22 protein-coding genes are annotated in these 23,910 nt (G+C 58.9%); 7 read left to right on the top strand and 15 right to left on the bottom strand.

The features are described from left to right. The first annotated feature begins 14 nt into the window (after positions 1 to 14). Positions 15 to 1,028 (top strand): ATP-binding protein, encoded by a 1,014-nt coding sequence (locus tag ACP7E4_RS00740; RefSeq protein ID WP_426110731.1) that lies wholly within the window; start codon positions 15 to 17, stop codon positions 1,026 to 1,028. Positions 1,029 to 1,048: 20 nt separating this feature from the next. Next, positions 1,049 to 1,699, top strand: a complete 651-nt coding sequence (locus ACP7E4_RS00735) for a vWA domain-containing protein (protein WP_426110729.1) — start codon at positions 1,049 to 1,051, stop codon at positions 1,697 to 1,699. Positions 1,700 to 1,711: 12 nt separating this feature from the next. On the opposite strand, the gene ACP7E4_RS00730 is transcribed toward ACP7E4_RS00735, so the two are convergent. Then, positions 1,712 to 1,978, bottom strand: a complete 267-nt coding sequence (locus ACP7E4_RS00730; RefSeq protein ID WP_426110727.1) for a hypothetical protein — start codon at positions 1,976 to 1,978, stop codon at positions 1,712 to 1,714. Between the two features lie 385 nt (positions 1,979 to 2,363). Here ACP7E4_RS00730 and ACP7E4_RS00725 point away from each other — a divergent pair, with 385 nt between their 5' ends. After that, positions 2,364 to 3,689, top strand: coding sequence for a sigma 54-interacting transcriptional regulator (locus ACP7E4_RS00725; RefSeq protein WP_426110725.1), 1,326 nt, complete (start codon positions 2,364 to 2,366; stop codon positions 3,687 to 3,689). Between the two features lie 26 nt (positions 3,690 to 3,715). Here ACP7E4_RS00725 and ACP7E4_RS00720 read toward each other — a convergent pair whose 3' ends face one another. Continuing rightward, a complete protein-coding gene (locus tag ACP7E4_RS00720) occupies positions 3,716 to 4,243 on the bottom strand; it encodes an AAA family ATPase (protein ID WP_426110723.1) in 528 nt (175 codons plus the stop codon). Further along, complete coding sequence (gene pnuC / locus ACP7E4_RS00715; protein ID WP_426110721.1) at positions 4,240 to 4,803, bottom strand: nicotinamide riboside transporter PnuC; 564 nt, start codon at positions 4,801 to 4,803, stop codon at positions 4,240 to 4,242. The genes ACP7E4_RS00720 and pnuC overlap by 4 nt, the downstream gene beginning before the upstream one ends. Before the next feature lie 337 nt (positions 4,804 to 5,140). Here pnuC and ACP7E4_RS00710 point away from each other — a divergent pair, with 337 nt between their 5' ends. Together ACP7E4_RS00710 and ACP7E4_RS00705 are read left to right on the top strand one after the other, a co-directional pair. Further along, positions 5,141 to 5,971 (top strand): undecaprenyl-diphosphate phosphatase, encoded by an 831-nt coding sequence (locus ACP7E4_RS00710; protein WP_426110720.1) that lies wholly within the window; start codon positions 5,141 to 5,143, stop codon positions 5,969 to 5,971. Positions 5,972 to 5,979: 8 nt separating this feature from the next. Beyond that, positions 5,980 to 6,423: a DUF1294 domain-containing protein gene (locus tag ACP7E4_RS00705; RefSeq protein ID WP_426110718.1), complete on the top strand. Its 444-nt coding sequence runs from the start codon at positions 5,980 to 5,982 to the stop codon at positions 6,421 to 6,423. Between the two features lie 7 nt (positions 6,424 to 6,430). On the opposite strand, the gene ACP7E4_RS00700 is transcribed toward ACP7E4_RS00705, so the two are convergent. Together ACP7E4_RS00700 and ACP7E4_RS00695 are read right to left on the bottom strand one after the other, a co-directional pair. Beyond that, complete coding sequence (locus ACP7E4_RS00700) at positions 6,431 to 6,775, bottom strand: MmcQ/YjbR family DNA-binding protein (protein WP_426110716.1); 345 nt, start codon at positions 6,773 to 6,775, stop codon at positions 6,431 to 6,433. A 24-nt stretch (positions 6,776 to 6,799) separates the two neighbouring features. Continuing rightward, positions 6,800 to 7,705: a LysR substrate-binding domain-containing protein gene (locus ACP7E4_RS00695; RefSeq protein ID WP_426110714.1), complete on the bottom strand. Its 906-nt coding sequence runs from the start codon at positions 7,703 to 7,705 to the stop codon at positions 6,800 to 6,802. 128 nt (positions 7,706 to 7,833) lie between these two features. On the opposite strand from ACP7E4_RS00695, the gene ACP7E4_RS00690 reads away from it, so the two are divergent. Together ACP7E4_RS00690 and ACP7E4_RS00685 are read left to right on the top strand one after the other, a co-directional pair. Further along, positions 7,834 to 8,445: an FMN-dependent NADH-azoreductase gene (locus ACP7E4_RS00690; RefSeq protein WP_426110712.1), complete on the top strand. Its 612-nt coding sequence runs from the start codon at positions 7,834 to 7,836 to the stop codon at positions 8,443 to 8,445. Positions 8,446 to 8,658: 213 nt separating this feature from the next. Further along, positions 8,659 to 9,699 (top strand): alpha/beta hydrolase family protein, encoded by a 1,041-nt coding sequence (locus ACP7E4_RS00685; RefSeq protein ID WP_426110710.1) that lies wholly within the window; start codon positions 8,659 to 8,661, stop codon positions 9,697 to 9,699. A 10-nt stretch (positions 9,700 to 9,709) separates the two neighbouring features. Here ACP7E4_RS00685 and ACP7E4_RS00680 read toward each other — a convergent pair whose 3' ends face one another. The 10 genes from ACP7E4_RS00680 to glgA all read right to left on the bottom strand — a co-directional run bounded on the left by ACP7E4_RS00680 (position 9,710) and on the right by glgA (position 23,794). Continuing rightward, positions 9,710 to 10,372 (bottom strand): glycosyltransferase, encoded by a 663-nt coding sequence (locus tag ACP7E4_RS00680; RefSeq protein WP_426110708.1) that lies wholly within the window; start codon positions 10,370 to 10,372, stop codon positions 9,710 to 9,712. Continuing rightward, entirely contained in the window at positions 10,369 to 10,983 is a 615-nt protein-coding gene (locus tag ACP7E4_RS00675; RefSeq protein ID WP_426110706.1) for an SAM-dependent methyltransferase, read from the bottom strand. Before ACP7E4_RS00675 ends, ACP7E4_RS00680 begins: the two co-directional genes overlap by 4 nt. After that, a complete protein-coding gene (locus tag ACP7E4_RS00670; protein WP_426110704.1) occupies positions 10,980 to 11,738 on the bottom strand; it encodes a PIG-L deacetylase family protein in 759 nt (252 codons plus the stop codon). Before ACP7E4_RS00670 ends, ACP7E4_RS00675 begins: the two co-directional genes overlap by 4 nt. Beyond that, positions 11,735 to 12,754 (bottom strand): acyl-CoA dehydrogenase family protein, encoded by a 1,020-nt coding sequence (locus tag ACP7E4_RS00665; protein ID WP_426110702.1) that lies wholly within the window; start codon positions 12,752 to 12,754, stop codon positions 11,735 to 11,737. The genes ACP7E4_RS00670 and ACP7E4_RS00665 overlap by 4 nt, the downstream gene beginning before the upstream one ends. After that, entirely contained in the window at positions 12,751 to 14,955 is a 2,205-nt protein-coding gene (glgX, locus tag ACP7E4_RS00660) for a glycogen debranching protein GlgX (protein WP_426110700.1), read from the bottom strand. The genes ACP7E4_RS00665 and glgX overlap by 4 nt, the downstream gene beginning before the upstream one ends. 153 nt (positions 14,956 to 15,108) lie before the next feature. Next, complete coding sequence (locus tag ACP7E4_RS00655; RefSeq protein WP_426110698.1) at positions 15,109 to 15,513, bottom strand: DUF2934 domain-containing protein; 405 nt, start codon at positions 15,511 to 15,513, stop codon at positions 15,109 to 15,111. A 17-nt stretch (positions 15,514 to 15,530) separates the two neighbouring features. Then, positions 15,531 to 18,314 (bottom strand): malto-oligosyltrehalose synthase, encoded by a 2,784-nt coding sequence (locus ACP7E4_RS00650; RefSeq protein ID WP_426110696.1) that lies wholly within the window; start codon positions 18,312 to 18,314, stop codon positions 15,531 to 15,533. After that, entirely contained in the window at positions 18,311 to 20,389 is a 2,079-nt protein-coding gene (malQ, locus tag ACP7E4_RS00645; RefSeq protein WP_426110694.1) for a 4-alpha-glucanotransferase, read from the bottom strand. The genes ACP7E4_RS00650 and malQ overlap by 4 nt, the downstream gene beginning before the upstream one ends. After that, positions 20,379 to 22,193 (bottom strand): malto-oligosyltrehalose trehalohydrolase, encoded by a 1,815-nt coding sequence (gene treZ, locus ACP7E4_RS00640; RefSeq protein ID WP_426110692.1) that lies wholly within the window; start codon positions 22,191 to 22,193, stop codon positions 20,379 to 20,381. Before treZ ends, malQ begins: the two co-directional genes overlap by 11 nt. 14 nt (positions 22,194 to 22,207) lie before the next feature. Continuing rightward, positions 22,208 to 23,794 (bottom strand): glycogen synthase GlgA, encoded by a 1,587-nt coding sequence (gene glgA / locus ACP7E4_RS00635; protein ID WP_426110690.1) that lies wholly within the window; start codon positions 23,792 to 23,794, stop codon positions 22,208 to 22,210. Between the last annotated feature and the right edge of the window lie 116 nt (positions 23,795 to 23,910).

Raw genomic sequence — 23,910 nt, 5'->3', positions numbered from 1 at the left:
TGCACGAGACGACCATGAGCGAAACTCCTCATTTCCCACTGGCGGCGGTAGTGGGCTCCGATGATCTGAAACTGGCCCTGTGCCTGACGGCCATCGACCCAAGGATTGGCGGCGTGCTCATCGAAGGGCCGCGCGGTATGGCCAAGTCGACCCTGGCCCGCGGGCTGGCTGACCTGCTCGCCAGCGGACAATTTGTTACCTTGCCACTGGGAACCACTGAAGAGCGTCTGGTGGGTACGCTGGACCTGGACGCGGCGCTGAGCGAGGGCCGCGCGCAGTTTTCCCCGGGAGTGCTGGCCAAAGCCGACGGCGGGGTTCTGTATGTCGATGAGGTAAACCTGCTGCCGGATCACTTGGTCGACCTGCTGCTGGACGTCGCCGCCAGCGGTATCAATCTGGTGGAGCGGGACGGCATTTCCCATCGCCATCCCGCGCGTTTTGTATTAATTGGCACGATGAACCCTGAGGAAGGCGAGCTACGCCCGCAACTGCTGGACCGCTTTGGCCTGAATGTCGCGTTGAGCGGGCAAACTTTGCCGGTCGAGCGCGGGCAAATCATTCGTCGCCGACTGGATTTTGACAGTGATCCTCAGGGGTTCTGCGCGCAGTGGCAAACTCAGCAGGACGCACTACGCCAACGCTGTGAGCAGGCGCGCCAGTTGCTGGACAGCATCGCCCTGGACGATCAGGCGCTGCAGACCATCACCGAGCGCTGTTTCGCCGCTGGCGTCGACGGCATGCGCGCCGATCTGGTCTGGCTCAGAGCGGCCCGTGCCCACGCGGCATGGCGTGGCGATGGCGTCATAGAAGAGCAGGATATTGATGCCGTTGCCGAGTTCGCCTTGCGTCATCGGCGCCGACATCTCCCGCCGTCCGAGGCGCAGAGCCCGGCACCGCAGACCCGGCAGCCAAACCCGCAAGAGGCTTCAGAAAAAGAACAGGGCCAGGGCAGTTGGGGTGAGCTTGCGCCGCAGCCAATGCCTGTAGGCACTCGGCGCGACGTACCGAGCTGGCCAAAAAAGCCTTAGGCATCCGCTCCCGCGCAACCTTGGGGGCGGATGCCAATCCTCGCCCTGGACTGCTGAAAGGAGGAAAAAGCGGTGCGCCACGCAACGCTGGCGACGGACACATTGCCTGGGTTCCCACTTTGTTGCGTGGGCGGCCTCAACTGCGCAGCGATCTGGTGCGTCAGCCGCGCAGCAGTCAATCCGGTGAAATGTGGTTGATCATCGTCGACGCCTCGGCTTCCACGCGACGTCATCAGGCGTTGAGCCTCGCTAAAGGTGTGCTCGCTCAAGTGTTCGATGATGCTTATCGCCGCCGGGTACGACTGGCGCTGCTGACTGCCACTGGAAGTGCGCCCCGCTGGCAACACCAGGGTCTGAAGGCTTCGAAAGCGCTGCAACCCTGGCTGGACAGCCTCGGGGCAGGCGGTGGCACGCCGTTGTTTGCCGCGTTTGATCAGGCTGCCCAGTGGCTAGCCTTGCGGCAAAAGCGCTATCCGGCAGAGCAGCATCGATTGCTGGTCATGACGGATGGCCGGGTAAAGGATCAAGCGGCGCTGGTAACATTCAGTTGCCCAGGCTTGTTGATCGATATCGAGTGCGGACCGATCCGCCTGGGTCGCGCCGAGCAATTGGCTGCCCGGCTCGGGGTCGACTATCGGCATATTGAAAGCCTCGCTGACGCCGACCTTTAACTCAGCTTTCATTCAAGCCGGCATGGTCCACGGCTCAAGTCGATAACCTTCATTGCTGATAGCGGCGCGCGCATGTTCAAGCATGCTCGCCAGTTGCGCAGGGTCCGAATAGGCACTGCGTGGAATCTGGCTGTGACCAATGCGGGTGCTGGTCCGGTCGATGACGCTCAGACTCAGTTCGCCGTTACCGTCTTGTGGCGCCCACGCCACGCACTTGAAGGGTTCGAAGGCGTGTCCAGCGATCAGCAGTGCATCGTTGAAGCGCAATGGGGCGTTCATGATCTATTCCTCAAATGGCCCGTATCAAGTTCGTCGCCGTCGGTGGGCATACCGTTCGGCTGGTTACTTGTGTTGATGCCAATTGACCGGGGTTGAGTCACATCACGCGCCTATATTTTTTGATTTTTTTACAGGTGCCACGTATTTCGCAGCCTCCAGACAAGCTGTCAGCGCGAACTAACGGGCAACTAAGCCTATTGGCGAACCGTCTCATTAATGAAAATCCACCCGGTTAGTCGCCTAATTACATTTCGATCTTAGCCTTATAGTTAAACGGTACAAGTGCGTGTCAAATTTTTGCTAATGTAAGGATCGTGCTCGCCAACTGTCTGTTTATAAAAAACTTTCTTCATTAATTTTGGAATCAAGGCGCCAGGGAATTCTTATGCATGAATCGGCACCACAGCGACGTCTATTAATTGTTGATCCATGCGATGACTGTCACCAGCTTATCCCCGTCCTGCGCGCTGCAGGCTGGGACGTCGATAGCAGCACTCTGGAGTCTGCCATCGGCCGCAGCTGTGATGTGGGCCTGATTCGCTTGATGCCTTATCACTTCGACCACCCCGAGTTGGTCAAGGAGCTGATTACCCGCAGCCACACCGAGTGGATCGCTGTGCTTACACCTGATGATCTACGCCGGGAGAAGATCGGCGACTTCGTGTGTGAATGGTTTTTTGATTTTCATACGCTGCCTTTTGATGTCGCCCGTATGCAAGTGACCTTGGGCCGTGCATTCGGCATGGCGCGGTTGCGGTCTCAGGGCAGCACCTATGTGTCGGGCCAGGAGCACGAGATGCTCGGTGAAAGTCGACCAATTCGCGAATTGCGCAGATTGTTGAGCAAACTGGCACCCACTGAATCACCGGTGCTGATTCGTGGTGAAAGCGGGACCGGCAAAGAACTGGTCGCACGCACTTTGCATATGCAGTCGCATCGCCGACACAAACCCTTCGTTGCGATCAATTGCGGCGCTATTCCGGAGCATCTGATTCACGCGGAATTGTTCGGCTACGAGCAAGGAGCATTCGAAGGTGCTCATGAGCGCAAGATTGGCCAGATTGAAGCTGCTGATGGCGGAACGTTATTTCTCGATGAGATAGGCGATCTGCCTATGGATCTGCAAGCCAACCTGCTGCGGTTTCTGCAAGACCGGCATATCGAGCGTATCGGCGGCAGCGAGCCGATTCCGGTTGATATCCGGGTGCTGGCGGCCACGCATGTCGACCTTGAGGCCGCCATTCGCAAAAAGCGTTTTCGCGAAGACTTGTACTATCGGCTCAACGTTCTGCAAGTCGGTACGGCGCCGTTACGTGAGCGGCATGGCGACCTGGCCTTGTTAGCCAACCATTTCGCACATTTCTACAGTCAGGAAACCGGACGTCGAGCGCGTAACTTCAGTCAGGACGCATTGATCGCGATGGGCAAGCATGACTGGCCGGGAAATGTGCGGGAACTGGCAAATCGGGTGCGGCGCGGCCTGGTCCTGGCGGAAGGTCGCCAGATTGAAGCATCTGATCTCGGGTTGCTGGGTGAAGAAGACGTCGCCACCAGCATGGGCACCCTGGATGAATACAAGTCCCGGGCCGAGCGTCAGGCACTGTGTGATGTGCTGACCCGCCATAGTGATAACCTCAGCGTTGCGGCCAAGGTTTTGGGGGTGTCACGTCCGACGTTTTACCGATTGCTGCACAAACACCAGATTCGATGATGCGTTGGGGTATTTACGCCGGGCAGTCAGTCGCCAGCGAGCAGTCCCCGAACAGCAGCGAAAGCCTGTATCCGCCGCTTGATCCAATCCCCGCTGATGACTTCGTACGGCTGCTGATGGGCTTCCAGCCAGTGCTGACTGGCTGAAAAGAACGTCTGGCGTGACGCAAGTTCTGGCTGACAGCGTTGGCCGTCACTGATCCAGTCGACCCCTTCGGGTGCCAGCAACAAATGCAGGTCGTAATGGCGTTGCAGTAATTGCTGCTCGACCCAGGCCGGACAATCCCCAAACAACGCATGACTCCAAAGTATGTTGCTCAGCAAGTGCGTGTCGAGAATGACCAGCGCGCAGGCGGTAGCGCGGGCGGCGTCTTCTCGATCCAGCTGTCCTTGAGCGATTGCCGGGATATCGGTGTACACCGTGTCGCGTTGCTGCTGATCAATAAAGTCGCGGACGTACTCGTCAACCACCACGCCGCCAAAATGCCGCTGGATTTCGCTGGCCAGCCAGCTTTTGCCACTGGATTCCGGGCCGGCAAGCACCAGAACCTTCATTGAGCAAGCGTCGGAATGCGATGCCATTCGCGCCAGCCCTGGATTGCCAACAGCAGGAACATGCCGTAGAGCGCAGCGGTCACGTACAGCTCTTTGTAAACGAACAACCCGACAAAAATGACATCAATCGCAATCCACAGTGGCCAGCACTGCACGCGCTTTTGTGCCATCCAGACCTGAGCCACCAGGCTAAAACCCGTCAGCGCCGCGTCGAGCCAGGGTTGTGCTGCGTCGGTGAAGTTTGCCATCAGCCCGCCCAGCACCAGACTTACGATCACACCCAGTCCCAGGCCAATGAAAACGGTGCCCAATGGCAGCCAGGTGATCGCTCGAACTTCCCGTGTCGGGCCGCGTCGGGTCCATTGCAGCCAGCCGTAGACTTGCAACGCGGCATAGATCACTTGCAGCAGTACGTTGGAGTACAGCTTGATGTCATAAAAAATCCAGCTGTAGATCAATACCATCACCAAGCCGATAGGCCAGCACCATGCGTTCTGTTTGACCGTCAGCCAGACAGCGATTACGCCCAGGGCTGCGGCGAACAGTTCAATAGGGGACATGGGTACTCCTTGGCGGTGAAGAAAAACGCGGGGGATTGTAAGCGGATATCGACCGATCAGGCAGCGTTTGCTTCGTCGCATGCGGATCGCAGGCCGGGAATGCGCTAGCCATAGAGCCGGTCACACATTGGGCCGCAGAACGTCAACGCTTGTGCGTCAATCTTCAATGCAAGCGCAGCCCCCACAAGGTCTGCTAGCATCGCCACGCCTTGCACCGGGATCAACGCCAAGCTCCGGTTTTTACGGGGTTTTCACATTGCACCGGGCATATTCGCGACCGAATTGAATTCAACAATTTTTAGAGGCCTGCTTCGAGCATTGCTTCACTGGGGGAATGATGGATCTTTGGACCGCCGCGCAGGCATTGATTCTCGGGGTAGTGGAGGGTTTGACAGAGTTTCTGCCCATTTCCAGCACTGGACATCAGATCATTGTCGCTGACTTGATCGACTTCGGTGGTGAGCGCGCCATGGCGTTCAACATCATCATTCAGCTCGGCGCGATCCTGGCGGTGGTCTGGGAGTTTCGGCGCAAGATTCTTGATGTGGTCATCGGTTTGCCCAAACAGCGCGATGCCCAGCGTTTCACGCTCAATCTGTTTATCGCATTCCTGCCGGCCGTGGTGCTGGGGGTTATTTTTGCGGATCTGATTCACGAATACCTGTTCAACCCCATCACTGTCGCCACGGCGCTGGTGATAGGCGGCGTGATCATGCTGTGGGCTGAACGCAGGGAGCATGTGATTCGGGCCTATAGCGTTGACGAAATGACCTGGGTCGACGCCTTGAAAGTCGGGCTGGCCCAATGTCTGGCGATGATTCCAGGCACTTCACGCTCTGGATCGACGATTATCGGCGGCCTGTTGTTCGGCTTGTCGCGCAAGACCGCCACCGAGTTCTCGTTCTTTCTGGCGATGCCGACCATGGTCGGCGCTGCGGTGTATTCGGCTTACAAGTACCGCGACCTGTTCCGCCCGGATGATTTTCCGGTGTTTGCCATCGGGTTTATCACCTCGTTTATCTTCGCCATGATCGCCGTGCGTGGGTTGCTGAGATTCATCGCCAGCCACAGCTATGCAGTATTCGCCTGGTACCGAATCGCTTTCGGTCTGCTGATTCTTGCCACCTGGCAGTTCGGTTGGGTGGACTGGACCTCGGTCAAAGGCTGAAAAACACAATGCAAGAGCGTAATCAGGCAGGAAACAGGAGCAACGCCGAAGCCGCTCGGGGCAAGCGTTCCATGCAGTTCCCGAAACTCAAGTTGATCATTCTGATCCTGGTGTGTGCCGTGCCGTTTTTCGGCGCCTTGTCCATGCTGCTGCAGGGTTCATGGCTGCCCTCGGCGGTTTATCTGGGCATGAGCCTGCTGACGTTTGGCCTGTATTGGCGCGACAAACGTCAGGCCCGGCTGGATGGCTGGCGTACACCCGAGAAGGTCCTGCATGGCGCCGAGCTGCTGGGTGGCTGGCCGGGTGCCTTATTGGCGCAGCAGGTGTTCCGGCACAAGACGCGCAAGGTGAGTTACCAGCTGGTGTTCTGGCTGATCATCCTGCTGCATCAGGTGGTGTGGATCGATCGGGTATTCCTCGGCGGTAATTTTTTGGCCCGGCACTTTTACTGAGCCGCGATCAGAGCTTCAGCGCGACTTGCAGGCGCTTGGGCAGGCGACTCACCACCAACTGGTGCGAGCGGGTCAGTAAGTCCTTCAGCTCCGCGTCGCTGATGGAGTAGGGCACCGCCACGCTGATCCAATAGGCCCTGGCCAGATAGGGCGCCGGGCGAATGCCCGGGCGGTCGACGTATCCCAGGAACAGCTCCGGCGCGACCTTGAACGACAGGCCTTGGCCAGCAAGGTCCATTACCGCGAACATCTTCTTCTCGGCTATCGAGAACACTCGCGTACCACCCCATTTGTAATCTTCGCGAGCGCCTGGCAGCTGCAGGCAAAATTGCGCGACTTGTTCTATCTGCATAAATGATCTCCGGCGTAGGCGTGTTCAAGTGCAGCCTTGGTCTTGAGTGAAGGAGGCAGTGACGTGATCGATCCAGGCCCGAACGGCAGGCAGCATGCCACGGCGCTGAGTGTAGGCGGCCTGGAGATTACCTCCGGGGAGCGACCAGTCTGGCAGCAACCGGATCAACTGCCCGTTGGCCAGCTCCTTGTGGCAATTCATCATGGGCAACATCGTAATACCCAGTCCGCGTAACGCAGCGCTTTTGCGAATCGGAAAATCATCGACGACCAGGCGTGGTTCCAGCGCAATGTCGACGCGTTGGCCGTCCAGGTGTTGCAGTCGGAAGTGAACCTTACGGTCTGCCTCGACAGCGCCCAGAACCGGCAGGCTTGCCAGATCCGCCGGGGTGTGAATGGCATTGCCATCCAGGAGCGCAGGAGCAGCGACCAGCGCTACATGCGCTGGCGACAACTGGCGAACAATCAGGCTTGGATCTTCATCACCGATATCGCGCACGCGCAGCGCCACATCGATGGCTTCGTTGACCAGATCGACTCGCCGATTGACCAGCAGCAGCTCAAGCTGGACCTGCGGGTGCCGCAAGAGAAACTCATCGATCACCGAAGACAGGTTCCAGTGAACCATGCCGACGGGGCAGGAAACCCGTAATCGCCCGCGAGGCTCGGCAGACAGGGAAGCCACCGCTTCATCGGCCATTTCCGCTTCCAGCAGCATTGCCTGGCAATGGCTCAAATAGCGCTCGCCAACTGCGGTAAGCGCCAGTTTGCGGGTGGTGCGTTGCAGCAGGCTGGCATTCAGACGAGTTTCCAGCTCGGCAATTCGCCGTGACAAGCGCGACTTTGGAATCCCCAATTGGCGTCCGGCGGCAGCGAAGCCGCCGGCTTCGACCACTTTGACGAAGTAATAAAGATCGTTGAGATCCTGCATGGGTGTACCGATTGTTCTATAGGTGGGACAAACTATCGCATTTATGCCGACTAATCAGCCATTGGTTTGCGCTGTAGGATTATCCCACTTGATCGCCAAGCGGCGATTCTCCACTTGGGAAGCACGTTATGAAACTTTTGCACATCGATTCCAGCATCCTCGGCGATCACTCCGCTTCGCGTCAGCTCAGCCGCGCCGTTGTTGAAGCGTTCCAGTCCGCCGAGTCCGGCGCCGTGGTGACTTATCGCGACCTGGCCAGTGATGCACTGGGCCACTTTTCCGCTTCGAGCCTCGCTGCCGCCGGTACACCGCTGGAAGGCCGTGATGCTGCGCAGAAACAGGAAGTGGATGGCAATGAAGCCACGCTGCAGGAATTTCTCGCCGCTGACGTCGTAGTCATCGGCGCACCGATGTACAACTTCACCATTCCAAGCCAGCTCAAGGCCTGGATCGATCGCATCAGCGTCGCCGGCCGTACTTTCCGCTACACCGAAACCGGCCCTGAAGGTCTGTGCGGCGGTAAGCAGGTGATCATCGTCTCCACAGCAGGCGGCCTGCATCAAGGTCAGCCGAGCAGCGTCGGCCATGAAGACTTCCTGCGTCTGCTGTTCGGTTTTATCGGTATCACCGATATCAAGTTCGTATTCGCTCATGGCCTGGCGTACGGCGACGAGCCACGCGCCAACGCTATCAGCAGCGCCCGGAAACTGATTGCTGAAGAACTGTTCGCAGTCGCCTGATCCGGATTGCTGTACTGAAAAAACCCCAACGCTCATATCGGGCCTTGGGGTTTTTTGTTGGGCAATAAACCGGGTCGCTGCGCGGTTATTTGCGCCTCAAGGTTTATTTCCATTTAGTTGGCCCGCCTTATGCACTATTTCATCCAAAGCGACTCTTATTCGTAGATACGCCACCGGGCGTGGGTCGTTGCAGAACCAAGGTAGGGCGTTGTCATGGTGCGTCTGTGTGCACTGCTGCTGATTTGTTTGTTCAACGGCTTGGTTTCGGTGCAGGTGCAGGCTGCCGAAACCTGGAGCGTCGGCTTTCATCAGATCGATTTCCCCGATCCACTGGACTCGCAGCCGATGCACGCCATCGCCTTTTATCCCTCCACCGACGAGGAGCAGGTGAGCAAGGTCCAGGGCTACACCATTGAAGCCGCGCAGGACGCGCACATCGCAATGGGCCGTTTTCCACTTCTGATGCTCTCTCACGGCAATACCGGCACACCGCTGGCGCTGCACGATCTGGCAACGTCGCTGGCTCGTCAGGGTTTTGTCGTCGTCGCGGTGATCCATCCCGGAGACAATTATCTCGATCACAGCCGCCTTGGCAGCCTGAGCAACCTGTATGGGCGACCGTTACAAGTCTCCGAAGCGATCAGTGCCGCGCTGCTTGACCCCATGCTTGCGCCTTACCTGAGTGCCAATCAGGTTGGCGTCATCGGTTATTCGGCCGGAGGTGAAACCGCCTTGATTCTCGCTGGCGCGCAACCGGACCTGCAGCGTCTGCGCAAATACTGCGTGGAGCGCCCGCAGGACCGCGACGCCTGCAAGACCCAGGGCGAGCTGCTTGCCGACCGTGATGATCTGAGCCCGCAGGCCGATCCCCGGGTTGGCGCACTGATGCTGATGGCGCCGCTCAGCCTGATGTTCGGCCGCACCACCCTGGGCGAGGTTCATGTGCCCGTATTGATGTACAGTGGCGACGGCGACGAGTTGCTGGCCATCGACATGAACGCGGATGCCCTGGCGCGCAAGTTGCCGCAAACCCCGGATTACAAGCTATTGGCCGGGGCAGGGCACTTTGTGTTCATGGCGCCTTGCACCGACGAACAGCGAGCGACCATGCCGATCGTTTGCACTGATCGAGAAGGCGTGAATCGGGAAGATATCCATCGCAACCTGAGTGCCGAGGCCGTGCGCTTTTTCGAAGAGGTGCTGGGTATGCCTGAACTGGCGCACACCGGGATGCAGACTGCGCATCAGCAGTAAGAATACGGGCTCAAGCGGGGCTGCTGCTCAAGGTTCGCAAGTAGTCGCCAAAGCCACCTTGGGCACGCGCGTTGAGTCGAGTGCTGGTGGTCACACGCGGACGGCAACTCCAGGCGATATGTGCACCGCTCATCTCCAGTTGGCGAATCAGCTGTATATCTTCGTGACAGGCCAGCGGCGGAAATCCACCCGCGCGCAGGTACGCTGCGGCACTGACGCCCAGATTGGCGCCGTGGATATGTCGATGATCGTCGCGATGCTGATAATGCTGTTGGTAGCGGATTTGTGCATGTTCAGGAATATCCTTGTCCCACTGGCCCGGAGTGACGGTGCCGCACACCGCATCGGCATCCAGCGCCAACTGCTCGACCAGCCAGTCTTCGGCAACGGTGCTGTCGCCATCGGTACAAGCAATCCAGCGCGCCCCAAGATCCAATAAATACTGCGCGCCGGCCGCGCGGGTCTGGCCGACGTTGCGCGCCAGCACTTCAAGGATGGCGACCGGATAACCGCGAGCAATCTCGGCCGAGGCATCGGAGCAACTGTCGAGCACCGCGAGCACCACCACCTGTTCACCGGCGAGGGCTGGGTGCTGGCCAGCCTGCAGCACGGTTTCCAGGCACGCGCCCAGCAATTGCTCCTCGTTATGCACTGGAATCAGTACGCCGATCATCGAAGATTCTCCTGTTGTGCGACCGACGTTGGGCCCCGGCTCCATAGGTCGAGGAGGAAATCCGTCTCCTGATGGCTAAACACCCGGTGCATGCCCAGACGCTCCTGAAGGACGCCATGCACCTGCTCGGCGTTCATCGGACACCCGTCGATATGCGCTCGCCAGTGGCAGGCGAGCAGTTCGCCGTCTTGAGTCAGCGACTGCAACGCGCGATCAATCCAGAGTTGCAGGTCGCGCTCATCGAGGTAGTAACCCAGCTCGCTGAATACGATCAGATCGAATTGACCTTCCGGCCACTGTTGCGGCAGGCGGCCATGCATCACGCTCGCATGGCTGAAACCGGCCAGGCGTTCCCGCGCCAACTCGACCGCTGGCAGGCAGGTGTCGCAACAGACCAGACGCTCACACCGAGTGGCCAGATCCGCGCTGAGTTCGCCATTGGCGCAGCCGGGCTCAAAAATCCGTTGATAGCGTTCCCTGGGCAGAGCCGCCAGCGTCAAAGCGCGCTTGCGGCGTTCATACCAGCGCTGTTTGAACGCCCAGGGATCGTTGTTGCCGTTAAACAGTGCGTCGAAGTAACGGTCATCGACACTGGAAGATCGACGATTCACAGGAACACCACTTCAAAGGGCCGCATCAACCGTTCCAGCACCGAAGGCGGTAGAACCGGCGGCAGGCCGATCAGTGGATCGCCCTCAAGCTGGCTGGCGAAGGCATGCGCTGCATGACGCTTGCGCGCGGTGGTCATCGGGTCGAGAAGGATTTTGCGCGCCCGATCCCATGGTAGGCGGTCATCTTCGGGCTCGGCCCAATGCCAGGCCCAGATGGGCACCTCATGAAATTGCGCGCCCACTGCGGCGGCAGCACGAGCACTGGCGCGGCCAACGGCTTCATGATCGGTATGCCCGTCCATAGCCCAGGTCGCAAATACCACGTCGGTGGGCCGCAGGTAGCGCTCAAGAAATGCCACCAGCTCGTCTTCCTGCTCAGCAACTGCGCTGTCGCTGAACCCGCCACGAATCCATTGCAAACTTTGCAACGGGATATCCAGGCGCCGCAACGCTTCGGCACTTTCCTGAGGGCGAATAACACTCAGACGCTCCGTCGTCCACGCTTGCGAGCCAGGATGGCTGCCACTGCCGTCGGTGATGGAAATCAGCTTCAACTGGCGATCCAGGTGGGCAAGCTGACGCATAAGGCCACCGCAACCGAGAATTTCGTCATCCGGATGCGGCGCAATGATGACTGCACGGGAATTGACCGGCACCAGCGCATCGACCGTGATCACTGGCAATTGAGCCAGTTTTTGCGAGTTATTCCAGGCTTGCAGCGAGGTGCCGCTGCCGACGATTGGATTGCCTTTCATAGCAGCCACTTCCGTGTTGGCGGGACAGAGACAGCGCGGGCGGTGAGTTGGCCCAATGCCGCCAGGTCCCGTTCCGCGTGACTCTGGCGCAGAAATACCGGCAGATCTGCGATCAACCGGGCGAAATGCGCGTCCTTGCAATAGGGGCCAGCCCCCATTGCGCGACCCACATGGAAAATAATCTGTTCAGCGCTGTGCTCGATAGCCGCACGACAACGCCGAGCCAACAGCTCGACATCGTCTTGCGGGTTTGCATCGAGGCTGACAGCTGCTGTTTGAAGCACTGTTGACGCGCTGTGCAGTGCAACATCTACCGCACCCAGATGCGCCAGAGCATGCGGCTCATCCTGTTTGATTGCCTGTTGCAGCAAGCGCTGGGCAATCGCGCGGGATGCGCCGTACCAGCAAGCGGCAATACCGATGCCGCCTTGCCAGAATCCGGGCCGGCCCAGATAGGCACCGGGTTCACCGACCGCCATGGCCTGAGCATTCTCGAACAGCACTTCCACGCTGCCGGTAGCGCCCATCCCAATGGCACGCCAGCCGTCATTGCTGACGGTGACGCCCGCCTGATCGAGCTTGACCGCCACCAATTGCTGGCGATCCTGCTCGTCCCAGGTCGTGATCAGTGCGTGACTCAGTACCACCGCGCCGGAACACCAGGCCTTGCGGCCGTTGAGTACCAGCGAACCCGCGTCATGACGAACATTGACCCGGGCCTGAGGCGGTTCGGCAGCCCACATGCCCCAGGTGCTGCCCATTTCGGGCAGTGGAGCCTGAAGCTCGTGCATGATCGCCAGAGCATCCGTGTGACCTTCGAACAATTTGCACAACCCAAGGTCGTGCCCGGCCACACAGGCCAATGCCTGCCAGCGTTCAAGTGTCTGACCGCCGGCAGGAAAGGGCAGCTGATCCAGCCGTTCATTCACCAGCGCCTGCAAGCACTCGCCCAGCGCACGCGTATCGGCATAGCCGTGCCTGCGCCAATCGAGAAACTCGCTCAGCGCCTGGCTCATGGCTGCTCGTCGCGCTGCAATTCGAACAGCAGCAGGGAGCGCGCTGTGACCGTGTACTCAGCACCGAATACAAACTCTTCCTTCAAGCGTGCATCCGGCTGATTGGTGTCGAGCAGGCAGGTCCAGTGAGCGCCTTCCGGTACTTGCGGCAGGGTGAAATTGACCCCGTCGTGGTGCGAGTTGACCACCAGCAGCAGCGTTGCGTCCGCTCCTGGGCGACGAATACCGGTTTCCTGTGCGCGGCCATCCATCAGCATGCCCAGGCAACGGGCATTGGCGTCTTCCCATTGGTCGATACCCATTTCGCTGCCGTCCGGAGACAGCCAGGTCACATCCTTGACGCCGATTTCTTCGTTGTAATCGCCTACCAGGAAGCGGCTACGACGCAGGATCGGATAAGTCTGACGCAGTTTGATCAAGCGTTTGACGAACTTGAGCAGCGCTTTGCCGTCTTCGTCCAGGTCCCAATTGACCCAGCCAATTTCACTGTCCTGACAATAGGCGTTGTTGTTGCCGTGCTGGGTGCGGGCGAACTCGTCACCGGCGACCACCATCGGCGTGCCTTGGGCCAGCAGCAGCGTAGCGAAGAAGTTACGCATCTGCCGCAGGCGCAGCGTGTTGATTTCCGGATCGTCAGTCGGGCCTTCAACGCCATGGTTCCAGGACAGATTGTTGTTGCTGCCGTCCTGGTTGTTCTCGTCGTTGGCTTCGTTGTGCTTGTCGTTGTACGACACCAGGTCGTGCAGCGTGAAGCCATCGTGAGCCGTGATGAAGTTCACCGAAGCCTGTGGACGACGGCCGCGCTGATTGAACATGTTGCCCGAAGCGGTCATACGACCGGCGAAGTCAGCCAGTTGCGCTTCGTCGCCTTTCCAGAACGCGCGCACGGTGTCGCGGAATTTGTCGTTCCACTCCATCCAGCCCGGTGGAAAACCGCCCACCTGATAACCGCCTGGACCGCAATCCCACGGCTCGGCAATCAATTTCACCTGGCGCAATACTGGGTCCTGACGGCAGGCGACGAGGAAGCTGTGACGCTCGTCGAAACCGTCGTGGTAACGGCCGAGGATGGTTGCCAGGTCGAAGCGGAAGCCGTCGACGTGCATTTCCGTCGCCCAATAGCGCAGCGAATCGGTAACCATTTGCAGCACGCACGGGTGGCTCAGGTCGAGTGTGTTGCCGGTGCCGGAATCGTTGATGTAGAAGCGTTTGTCATCAGGCATCAAGCGATAGTACGAAGCGTTGTCGATGCCGCGCATGGACAGGGTCGGGCCCAGCTCATTGCCTTCCGCGGTGTGGTTGTAGACCACATCGAGGATCACCTCCAGACCGGCATGGTGCATGTGCGCGATCATTTCCTTGAACTCGGCGATCTTGCCGTGGGCAAGGTAGCGCGGGTCCGGAGCAAAGAAGGCAATGCTGTTATAGCCCCAATAGTTGGTCATGCCTTTATGCAGCAGATGCTGGTCATTGACGAAGGCATGAATCGGCAGCAGCTCGACGGACGTTACGCCCAGCTTGCGAATGTGCTCGATCACCGGCTCGACCATCAGGCCGGAGAAGGTACCCTTGAGTTCATCCGGAACTTCAGGATGACGCATGGTAAAGCCGCGTACGTGCGTCTCATAAAGAATGGTCTTGTCCCACGGCACGCTGACGCGCTGATCGCGACCCCAGGTATAGGCGGGGTCAATGACCTTGCTTTTGGGCACGAACGGCGCGCTGTCGCGCTCGTCGAAGCTCAGGTCGCCGTCTTCATGGCCAATGGTGTAGCCGAACAAGGCTTCCGACCATTTCAGCTCGCCGACCAATTGCTTGGCGTACGGGTCGATCAGCAATTTGTTGTGGTTGAAGCGATGACCGTTCTGCGGGTCATAAGGCCCATAGACCCGATAGCCGTAGATCAGCCCTGGGTGCGCGTCGGGCAAATAACCGTGGTAGATCTCGTCGGTGTATTCCGGCAGCTCGATGCGTTCGAGTTCGACCTCACCTGTCGAGTCGAACAGGCAGAGTTCCACCTTGGTTGCATTGGCCGAGAACAACGCGAAGTTGACACCCAGACCATCCCAGCTGGCGCCAAGCGGGAAGGGCAGGCCTTCCTTGATGCGCGAGGAATTGATTTCCGGAATCGCGCTCTTTTCCTTGGTAGGTTCGCCCTTCGGGGCCTCTTTTTTTGCGGTTTTAGACTGCTGCGTACTCATGGCTTATCCTGGATCGTAGATTTACAAGGCGGCCGGGACCGCTATCGAAGCCCGTGGCTTCAATAAAAAACTGAAAAAAATGGGTTTGCCGCAGGTGAGGACCGTGACCCATCCATCCCCTGCGGTCTTTAACTAACGCTGCACCCTGAGAATTCAGGAAGCCGAAGGCTTGCGCGGCTTTTTAACAGCGGGTTTCGCAGGCTGTTCTGCCTGGGTCGCGGGTGTGGACTGCTTACTCTTGGCTGCTGGAGCTGCAGCCGGCTTTGCAGCAGGTTTCGCTGCAGGCGCAGGCTTGGCCGCCGGGGCTGCGGCGGCCTTGCTGGCAGGTTTGGCAGGCGACTTGGCGGCAGGAGCGGTTTTGCCGTCAGATGTCTTGTCGACCTTAGACGCCTTAGGCTTTGCTGCCTTGCCAGCCGAGGACTTTCCTGGGGCCTGCGCCTCGGCTTCCGCCAGTTTGCGAGCCATTTTCCAGTGGCGATCTTCCTGGCCTTCAGGCTGGCCTTCAGATTCCCAAATCTGATATGCAAACTCGCGAATTCGTTTATCGTCGGCACTCATCTCGACACTCCCAGGTATTACGTAGTTTTGATAAATAGGTTCACAGAAAATTCCTGGAGCGCTGCGCTGAGCAACAACTCCCTACCGGTTGTGACTACAGCCTCCGAAAAAAGTCCCTTCCAACCTGCATCAGAATCCGTGAACGGTAAAAGGACCCGCGTATCCCCCCAATTGTCGGCATTGATGAATGGAGCCTGGGCGGTGCCCAATAGTTCACTAAACAAGCGTGGAACAATGACAATTGCGCGTACGCCATCCAGGGTTCGGGCGAAAGCCAGGACTCGATCAGCGTGGACCCCAGCCACTTCCAGCGGGATGTACTGGCCGCGACTGAACAAGCCTGGATGGTCGGCGCGCAGGTTCAAGACCTTGGCAATCAACGCCTGTTTGATTCGCCCGTCCTGCCAGTTGCCGAGCAACTCGGTGACGCTGGCAGTCTCGCTTAACGATTGCGCCCTGGCAGGATAGTCAACCGGACGCCGGTTATCCGGGTCCACCAGGCTGAAATCCCAATACTCGGTGCCCTGGTAAAGATCCGGCACACCCGGCACGGTATTGCGAAGCAAAGTCTGCGCCAGACTGTTAAGCGCGCCTGCTGCGGCGATTCGGTTGGCCGTAGCGCCTAACGACTGACGCAAAGCGAGGCCTTCAGGAGCGAGCAGGATGTTGTGCAGGAATTCCCGACATGCGCGCTCATACGGCTCGTTATTGGCGCTCCAGCTACTTTGCAGTTTAGCCTCGCGCAGGGCTTTTTCCTGCCATTGAGTCAGTCGGTTCGCGTAGGTCTTGTAGTCTTCCTCGCTTTCCAGACCGAAAGGCCAGCTACCCAACATGGCTTGATACAGCATCAGTTCATCGCCAGCGCTGATTGCGACATCAGCACCTTTGAGGGGCAGGGCCAATTGCCTCCAGCGCTCGACTTGCTCGGCGTACCAGCCCGAGCACTCGCTCAATACGGCCAGCCGGGTTCGTGTATCTTCGCCGCGTTTGTGGTCGTGCGTGGCGGTGGCCAGCAGATTGTCGGGGAACGCTTCCAGACGTTTGAGGCACGCCGCATGGAAGTCTTCACCGGGTGCGCTGAAGTGTTGCGGGTGGAAACCCACGTCGTTACGCGACAGCAATACCGCACTGCGATAGAACGACGTGTCTTCCACTGACTTGGCCGCCACCGGGGAGGTCAGTTGCTGGAAGCGCACGCACGCATTGCGGTACAACTTGCGCTGACGGCCGCGCGGCAGCCCGCGCCAGGATTCGCCACCCAGCCAGCGTTGCAGGTAATCCAGTACCTGCCAGTCAGCCTCGCTCAACAGAGTGCGGGCGCCTTGCATGGCCTGCTGAAAGAAGCGGTCATCTTCTGCGGAGCGGCCGCACACGCTGATATAGGTGCGATAGATCGGAAAGTTGACCACCAGCGCCAGCAACGCCCGGCGAATCGCACCCAAGGTCAGGTCGCGGCTCATCAGATCGCTGCGCGCGACTTGCAGCAGGGATTGCGCGACGTTTTCGAAGTCCCCGGCCAGTGTGCCGTGTAATACCAGGTCGCGAGCTTCCAGCACTTCCTGATTGAAATCAGCAGTGCGTTCACTCAACCGACTCCACAGTTCTGCCAGTGGGACCTGCCCCTTGGGATCATGTTGCAGCAGCGACACCTGGTTCATGAATTCGTAGCCGGTCGTGCCGTCTACGCCCCAATCCTCACGCAGCTGTTCGTCAGGACCCAGGATCTTCTCGACAAAGATCGGCAGATGCGCCAATTCGGTGCCCGGTGGTCGTTGTGAGAGCAGGCTTTCGACGCGGCGGCGCAGTTTGCGGCCGTAGCCACGCGGATCGGCGAGCCCGTCAATATGATCGATGCGCAAGCCGTCAACCAGGCCTCTGGCGATCAGCTCGAAGATCTTGCCGTGAGTTGCTTCGAATACATTGGGCCGTTCAACGCGCAAACCGCCAAGCTCGTTGATGTCGAAGAATCGCCGCCAGTTAATGTCGTCACCCGCCGTTCGCCAGCTGGCCAGACGATAGTGCTGACGTTCAAGCAGTTGATGCAGGTGCTCGAATCCCTCGGGTTTGCTGGAGTCGAATTGTGCCAGACCCTGCTCGATAGCCGCTGCGACGCTGCTATCCTGAGCCAGTTCGGCGAGTTCTGCACGGGCCTGACGAGCGCGTTCATAAGCCTGCGGATACTGCTCCAGCGCAGCAAAACGCTTGCTCAGCTCGATCAACTGCGGCTGTTTTGCCGACTCCAGCAACGGACCGTAGGTGGCCGGATTGATCGGAAAGTGATGCTGATAGTGCTCGATGTAAAACGCGCCATGCTCAGCATCGAAGCGTAAGGGGATCTCGCCTGCCTGCAACACGGTGCCGTAATCGCTGCTCAGGAACGGCAACAGCAACTGACCCTCAAGCAAAGGGTCGGGAGAATTCCACTGGATGTCGAAAAAGTCCGCGTATGGGCTACGGCGTCCCCATTCGAGTAGATCGAGCCACCATGGATTATCTGCGCCGCCAACCGCCATGTGGTTGGAGACGATATCCAGAATCAGCCCCATGCCATGTTCGCGCATCACGCTTACCAAGCGGAGCAGGGCAGGTTCGCCGCCGAGCTCCGGGTTGATCAAGCGTGGATCTACGACGTCATAGCCATGCATCGACCCGGCGCGCGCTTTGAGCAGCGGCGAAGCGTAGATATGGCTGATGCCCATGCTGGCGAAGTAGGGTATCAACGGCACTGCATCGTCGAGGGTAAAATCTTTGTGAAACTGCAGGCGCTGGGTGGCGCGCAGCGGATTGATAGCGCGGCTCATTGGTCACGCTCCGCAGCTTGCAGACGTGCCTGCGATAGCAGCTCGATACGTCGCGCCACGTGCGGGTTATCCAGCAAAGTGGCGCTATCGCCCGGCAGTCGGCGCCTCCAGTTCGGGTGGCTGTCAGTGGTGCCCGGCAAGTTGAATTGCTCGGACAGGCCCATCGCGTCTTCCATCGGCAACAACACCAACGGCGCGCGGGTATGACCCAAATAACGAACCGACGCATCAATGATCTGATCGACTTCCAGATTGTCGTCGCAGAAATTATCGGAATTCTGCGCCAGAGCGTTACACAGTCCGGCACGCTCTTTTTGTCGATCCTGGCGCCATTGCCCGGCTTGCTGGTCGTCCACAAGGTCGAGCTTGCGGTTCCAGTCGATGTCTTTCTCGGTCAGCCAGCCGGCCAGCGTCGGCAAATCATGGGTGCTGGTCATCGCGAGGGCTTCGTCGGACCAATCCAGGACCGGTTTGAAATGCGCGTTGTGTTGTTCGAACAGCAAGACCCGCATACCAAGAATGGCCCGCGCCGACAGCTTTTCATGCAGGCCTTCAGGCACGGTGCCGAGATCCTCACCCAGCACCACGGCTTTGTGCCGCCATGACTCCAGGCTCAGCAGGCGCAGCAAGTCATCCAATGGATAATTCAGGTACGCGCCTTCACTGGCCAGAGCACCCAGCGGTACCACCCAAAGCCGTTGCAGGCCCATCACATGGTCGATACGCAGGCCGCCAGCATGAGCGAAATTGGCCCGCAGCATTTCGATAAAGGCACGGAAACCATTGCGCTTGAGGCCAGTCGGGGAAAATGCCGAGATACCCCAACTTTGCCCGGAACGGTTGAGAATGTCCGGTGGCGCACCGACGGTCAGCTCAGAAAGCAGCTCATCCTGGCGACTCCAGGCCTGGCTGCCAGCGCCGTCCGCGCCCACGGCCAGATCAGCAACCAGCCCAACACGCATGCCGCTGCTGCGGGCGGCGATTTGCGCGCGCTCAAGGCCGCGAGCCATCAACCACTGCGCAAATGCGTGGAAACTGATTTGCGCGCCATGTTCAGCGGCGAAGCGCGCAATCGTGTCGCTGCGTGGATTCTTGAATTCTGCCGGCCATTCGTGCCAGTTCTGGCTGATACCCAAGCGATCACTTTCGTCACGCAGGGTTTCGAAACGACAGTGATTCTCCAGCGCCTCGCCGCCACTGTGGCGGAAGCTGTTGAAGTCTTCGTGCAAAGGGTGGTCGCAACCACTGAACGCTTCGTAAAGCTTGTGCAGCAGTTTCCATTTGGCCGTAGCCGCAGCGGGCCAATCGATCAACTCAAGCTGTTCGAGGCGCTGCAGTTCATCGCCGAGCCCGGTTTCTTCGATGGCCAGACGCAGTGCTCGCTCACCGAGAATTGTGCCCGGCGAACAATACAGGCTGTTCAGGAACAGGCGGCTTGAAGGCGAGTAGGGGCTGAAGCGGTGGGGATCGTTGGCGAACATGGCGTGCACCGGACTGATCGCCAGGGCATCAGCGCCTCGTTCGCCCGCCTTGCGGGCCAGCGCCTCCAGCGCTTGAGTGTCACCAAAGCCGCCATCACCTTCGCGACGCAAGCCATACAGTTGAACGGTAAGGCCCCAGGCCCGGGCGACCTCGGTGTCGGTAGCCATGGCCATGCTGAAACAGGTTTCAGGCGCGACGGCGATGGTCACATGCTGCCCGGCAATGCTCAGTTGCTGATAACCAACGGGCGCCAGCGCTGGCAGCTGCCCAGTGGCGGTCAGGTTGGCGTCGATCGTAGCGCCGTCCTCCAGCAGCAGCACAAACGGGGTGCCCGGTTCAAACCAGGCACTCAAGTCCAGGTTGCTGCCGTGGTCGACGGTCAGCAGTGGCGGTGGAGTCGGCTGATGGTTAGCAGCCAGTAGCCGTTGCAGGCTAGCGTCGATTTCATCGTGGCTGTCGGCGGGATAACCCAGGCCGTCCAGTACTTTGCACAGAACTTGCGGGCTGACGCGTTGCGGCCGGCCGTTTGCATCGATCCAGTCCACTGACAACCCTGCTTCGGTTGCCAGTGCCTCTAGTTGCTCATTGCTCATCCTGTATCTCCAGAACATCGATTGCTATCAGGCTGACAATGGCCGTGTAAGGATTGAGGGTGCCTCGCCGGGAAAGTTCTGCCGCATGTGGCAGTGTTTCGAAAAGAACGCTGGCCGGGTGCCATTCAGGTGCGGTTACCGCATGCTCGGACAAGTTAAGGTCGATACGCAGTTGGCTGCCGTCGCCCATGCGCCAGAGCGCCGAAACGGCGCCTTCGCTCAATACGTCACAGCCAAGAGCTTCTGCGCCTTGCAGGCGTGGCATGATTTCGCGATGGCGGATTTCCAGCAGTTGGCGATAAAGCTCCAGCCAGCTGTGGTGATCGGCACCGATGTCGGTTTCCAGGTACACCGCGTCGAAAGCCGGTCTGCAGGCTTCGAAAGTCGCCAGTTCGTTGGGATCCGGAATGTGTTCGCGTTTCTCTTCATCAGCGAATGCAGCGAAGTCGGCAAATTCATTACGACGACCTTCACGGACCGCATCGGCCAGTTCGCCATGGTGGTCGGTGAAAAACAGGAATGGCTCGCTCGCCGCCCACTCATCGCCCATGAACATCAGCGGAATCATCGGCGAAAGCAGCAACAACGCAGTCGCTGCTTTCAGGGCTGGGCCATGACTGATCTGCGAGAGCCGCTCACCAAAGGCCCGGTTGCCAATCTGATCGTGGTTCTGCAAAAACAACACGAACGCACTCGGCGGCAAATGGCCGCTCGATTCGCCGCGAGCATGCCCGTGGCGGGTGCTTTCGCCCTGATAGACAAAACCCTGACTGAGCAGACGAGCAAGCTTTGCAGTGGCCTCGTGGGCGAAGTCCGAATAATAAGCGTCGGTTTCGCCGGTCAACAGGACGTGCAGCGTGTTGTGCCCATCGTCGTTCCACTGCGCATCGAAGCCCTGCTCCAGGAGGCTGGCTTGATTGAACTCGTTCTCCAGGTTCAGCCAGACGTGGCGCGGCTTTGGGATTCTCTCGTGGACAGTGGCGGCGAATTCGGTCAGGAAACTCGAATCGTTGATGGCGTGAACGGCGTCCATGCGCAAGCCGTCGAAGCGATATTCCTCCAGCCACATCAGTGCGTTATCAATAAAGTAATCACGCACTTCTCGGCGGCGGAAGTCGATCGAATTGCCCCACGGGGTATGCACATCTTCGCGGAAGAAGCCTTTCGCATAGACGCCCAGATAATTGCCATCCGGCCCGAAGTGGTTGTAGACCACGTCGAGAATGACCATCAACCCGAAACCGTGAGCCGTATCGATCAGATGCTTGAGTTCGTCCGGCGTGCCGTACGAAGACTGCGGCGCATACGGCAGCACGCCGTCGTAGCCCCAGTTGCGCGTGCCGGGGAACTGCGCAATCGGCATCAGCTCGATAGCGGTCACACCTAACCCGGCCAGGCGTTCCAGATGTGTCTCGACGCCAGCATAGCCGCCCAGCACGCCGACATGCACTTCGTAGACAACGGCCTCATGCCATGGCCGCCCCAACCATTGGCTGTTCTGCCATGCATAAGAAAGGGGGTCAACCACAATGCTCGGGGAATGGACATCTGAGGCTTGAGCGCGAGAGGCGGGGTCGGGGACTTCCATGTCCCCATTGATTTTGTAGCGGTACTGAGTGCCCGCCGGGCAGCGGGCCTCGATTGCAAACCAACCGTCTTCCTGGGCAAGCATGGCCAGAGACTCGCCACCTTGCAGTTCAACACTTACGTGGTCCGCATCCGGTGCCCAGAGGGCAAACCGGGTGTTTTCAGAGTCCAGCAATACGGCGCCGTGGCGCCAGTTGTTTTCTGTACGCAGAGGCATCCAGCTACCCCTTGTTAATAATGAAGAGAAACACCCACATTCTTTTTCAACAGGTCCTGATAAAGCTCTGCGTATGGCTCTACCGCTTGGTGCCAGTTGAAAGGGGCGGCCATGGCTCTGCAGCGCATGGCATTAAGCAACGCCGGATTGGCGAATACGTTGAAAGCTCGATTCAAGGCTTCGGTATAGCTCTCAACCGTAGATTCATCGAACAGGAAACCCGTTACACCGTCTTCAATCGTGTCTGCCAGTCCGCCTGTATTGCGCGCAATTGGCAGCGAGCCAAAGCGTTGGGCGTACATCTGACTCAAGCCGCAAGGCTCGTAGCGCGAAGGCATGAGCAGGAAATCACTGCCGGCAAACATGCGGCGGGCATCGGTTTCATTGAAGCCGATACGCACCCCGATCTGACCAGGGAAGCGCAGCGCCAGATCGCGCATGGCGTCTTCTTCCTCAGGCTCGCCCCTGCCAATGATCGCGATTTGTCCGCCTTGCTCGACTATGTGTTCAGCGACACCGATGGTCAGGTCCAGGCCTTTTTGGTAAACCAGTCGGGAAACCACGGCAAACAGCGGGCCGGTAGACGGTTCCAGTTCGAACAACTCCCGAACGTGATCGGCGTTGATTTCCTTGCGCTGCCATTCATTGGCCGTGAAGTGGCAAATCAGATGCTCATCGGTTGCCGCATCCCAGCTGGCATCGATGCCGTTGGGAATGCCGCTGAGCTGACCACGATTGGCTTTGCTCTGCAGGAAACCTTCCAGCCCGCAACCAAACTCTGGCGTGGTGATTTCCTTGGCGTAGGTCGCACTGACCGTCGTGATGTGGCTGGCATAAGCCATACCTGCTTTGATAAACGACAGCTTGCCGTAAAACTCCATGCCGTCGGCCCCAAGCGCTTCGTCGGGAATCCCCAACTCACGGCTTGAACCGGTGCTGACAGTGCCCTGATAAGCAAGGTTATGGATGGTGAAAATGCTCGGCGTTGCCTGGCCGCGCCAGCGCATATACGCCGGTGCAAGGCCGGCAGGCCAGTCATGTGCGTGGACCAGTTCCGGACACCACTGGGTCTTGACAGCACCTGCGGCGAAATCGGCAGCGGCCAGGCCCAGGCGTGCGAAACGAATATGGTTGTCCGACCAGTCGCGGCCATTGTTATCTGCGTACGGAGTGCCTTCGCGTTCGTACAGTTCAGGACAGATCAATACGTAGATGACCAGTCCGTCCTTCATATCCATGCGGCCAATTTTGCAAGGAGGAAGGGCGGCGTAGCCCCCTAACTGACTGATGACATGAATCGGATTGCCGCTATTGAGGACCTGCGGATAGCCGGGTATCAGCACACGGACGTCGTGCAGGTGACGCATGGCTCGCGGCAGAGCAGCAGACACATCGCCCAAACCCCCGGTTTTGACCAGGTCAGCCAATTCCGACGTCACGAACAGGACTTTACGCCTGTTGACCGGAGCAATCATTGGCTGTGAGGTAGGCAGTTGCAGCAGTGGAACGCTCGTCGTAGCGAAAACCGGCAGATGAGTCAGCTCGCTGGCCGGCTGATTAAAACTCTCTCCCTTCTGGGTTTTGACAGCGGCGCTTATCATCGTTTTCTCCCATTTAATACAGTGTTAGTACTGCACTTGAGTTTTTATTGGCCATGTCCTATGGCCGGGCATAAAAGCACTACGCAAGATCAGTACCCATTTACCGTTTGCGTTAA

The organism is Pseudomonas sp. DSP3-2-3, assembly GCF_049898225.1.
GTDB lineage: Bacteria > Pseudomonadota > Gammaproteobacteria > Pseudomonadales > Pseudomonadaceae > Aquipseudomonas.
Note: the sequence above shows the minus strand (reverse complement) of the source record. Positions and strands in the feature narration are given on the sequence as shown.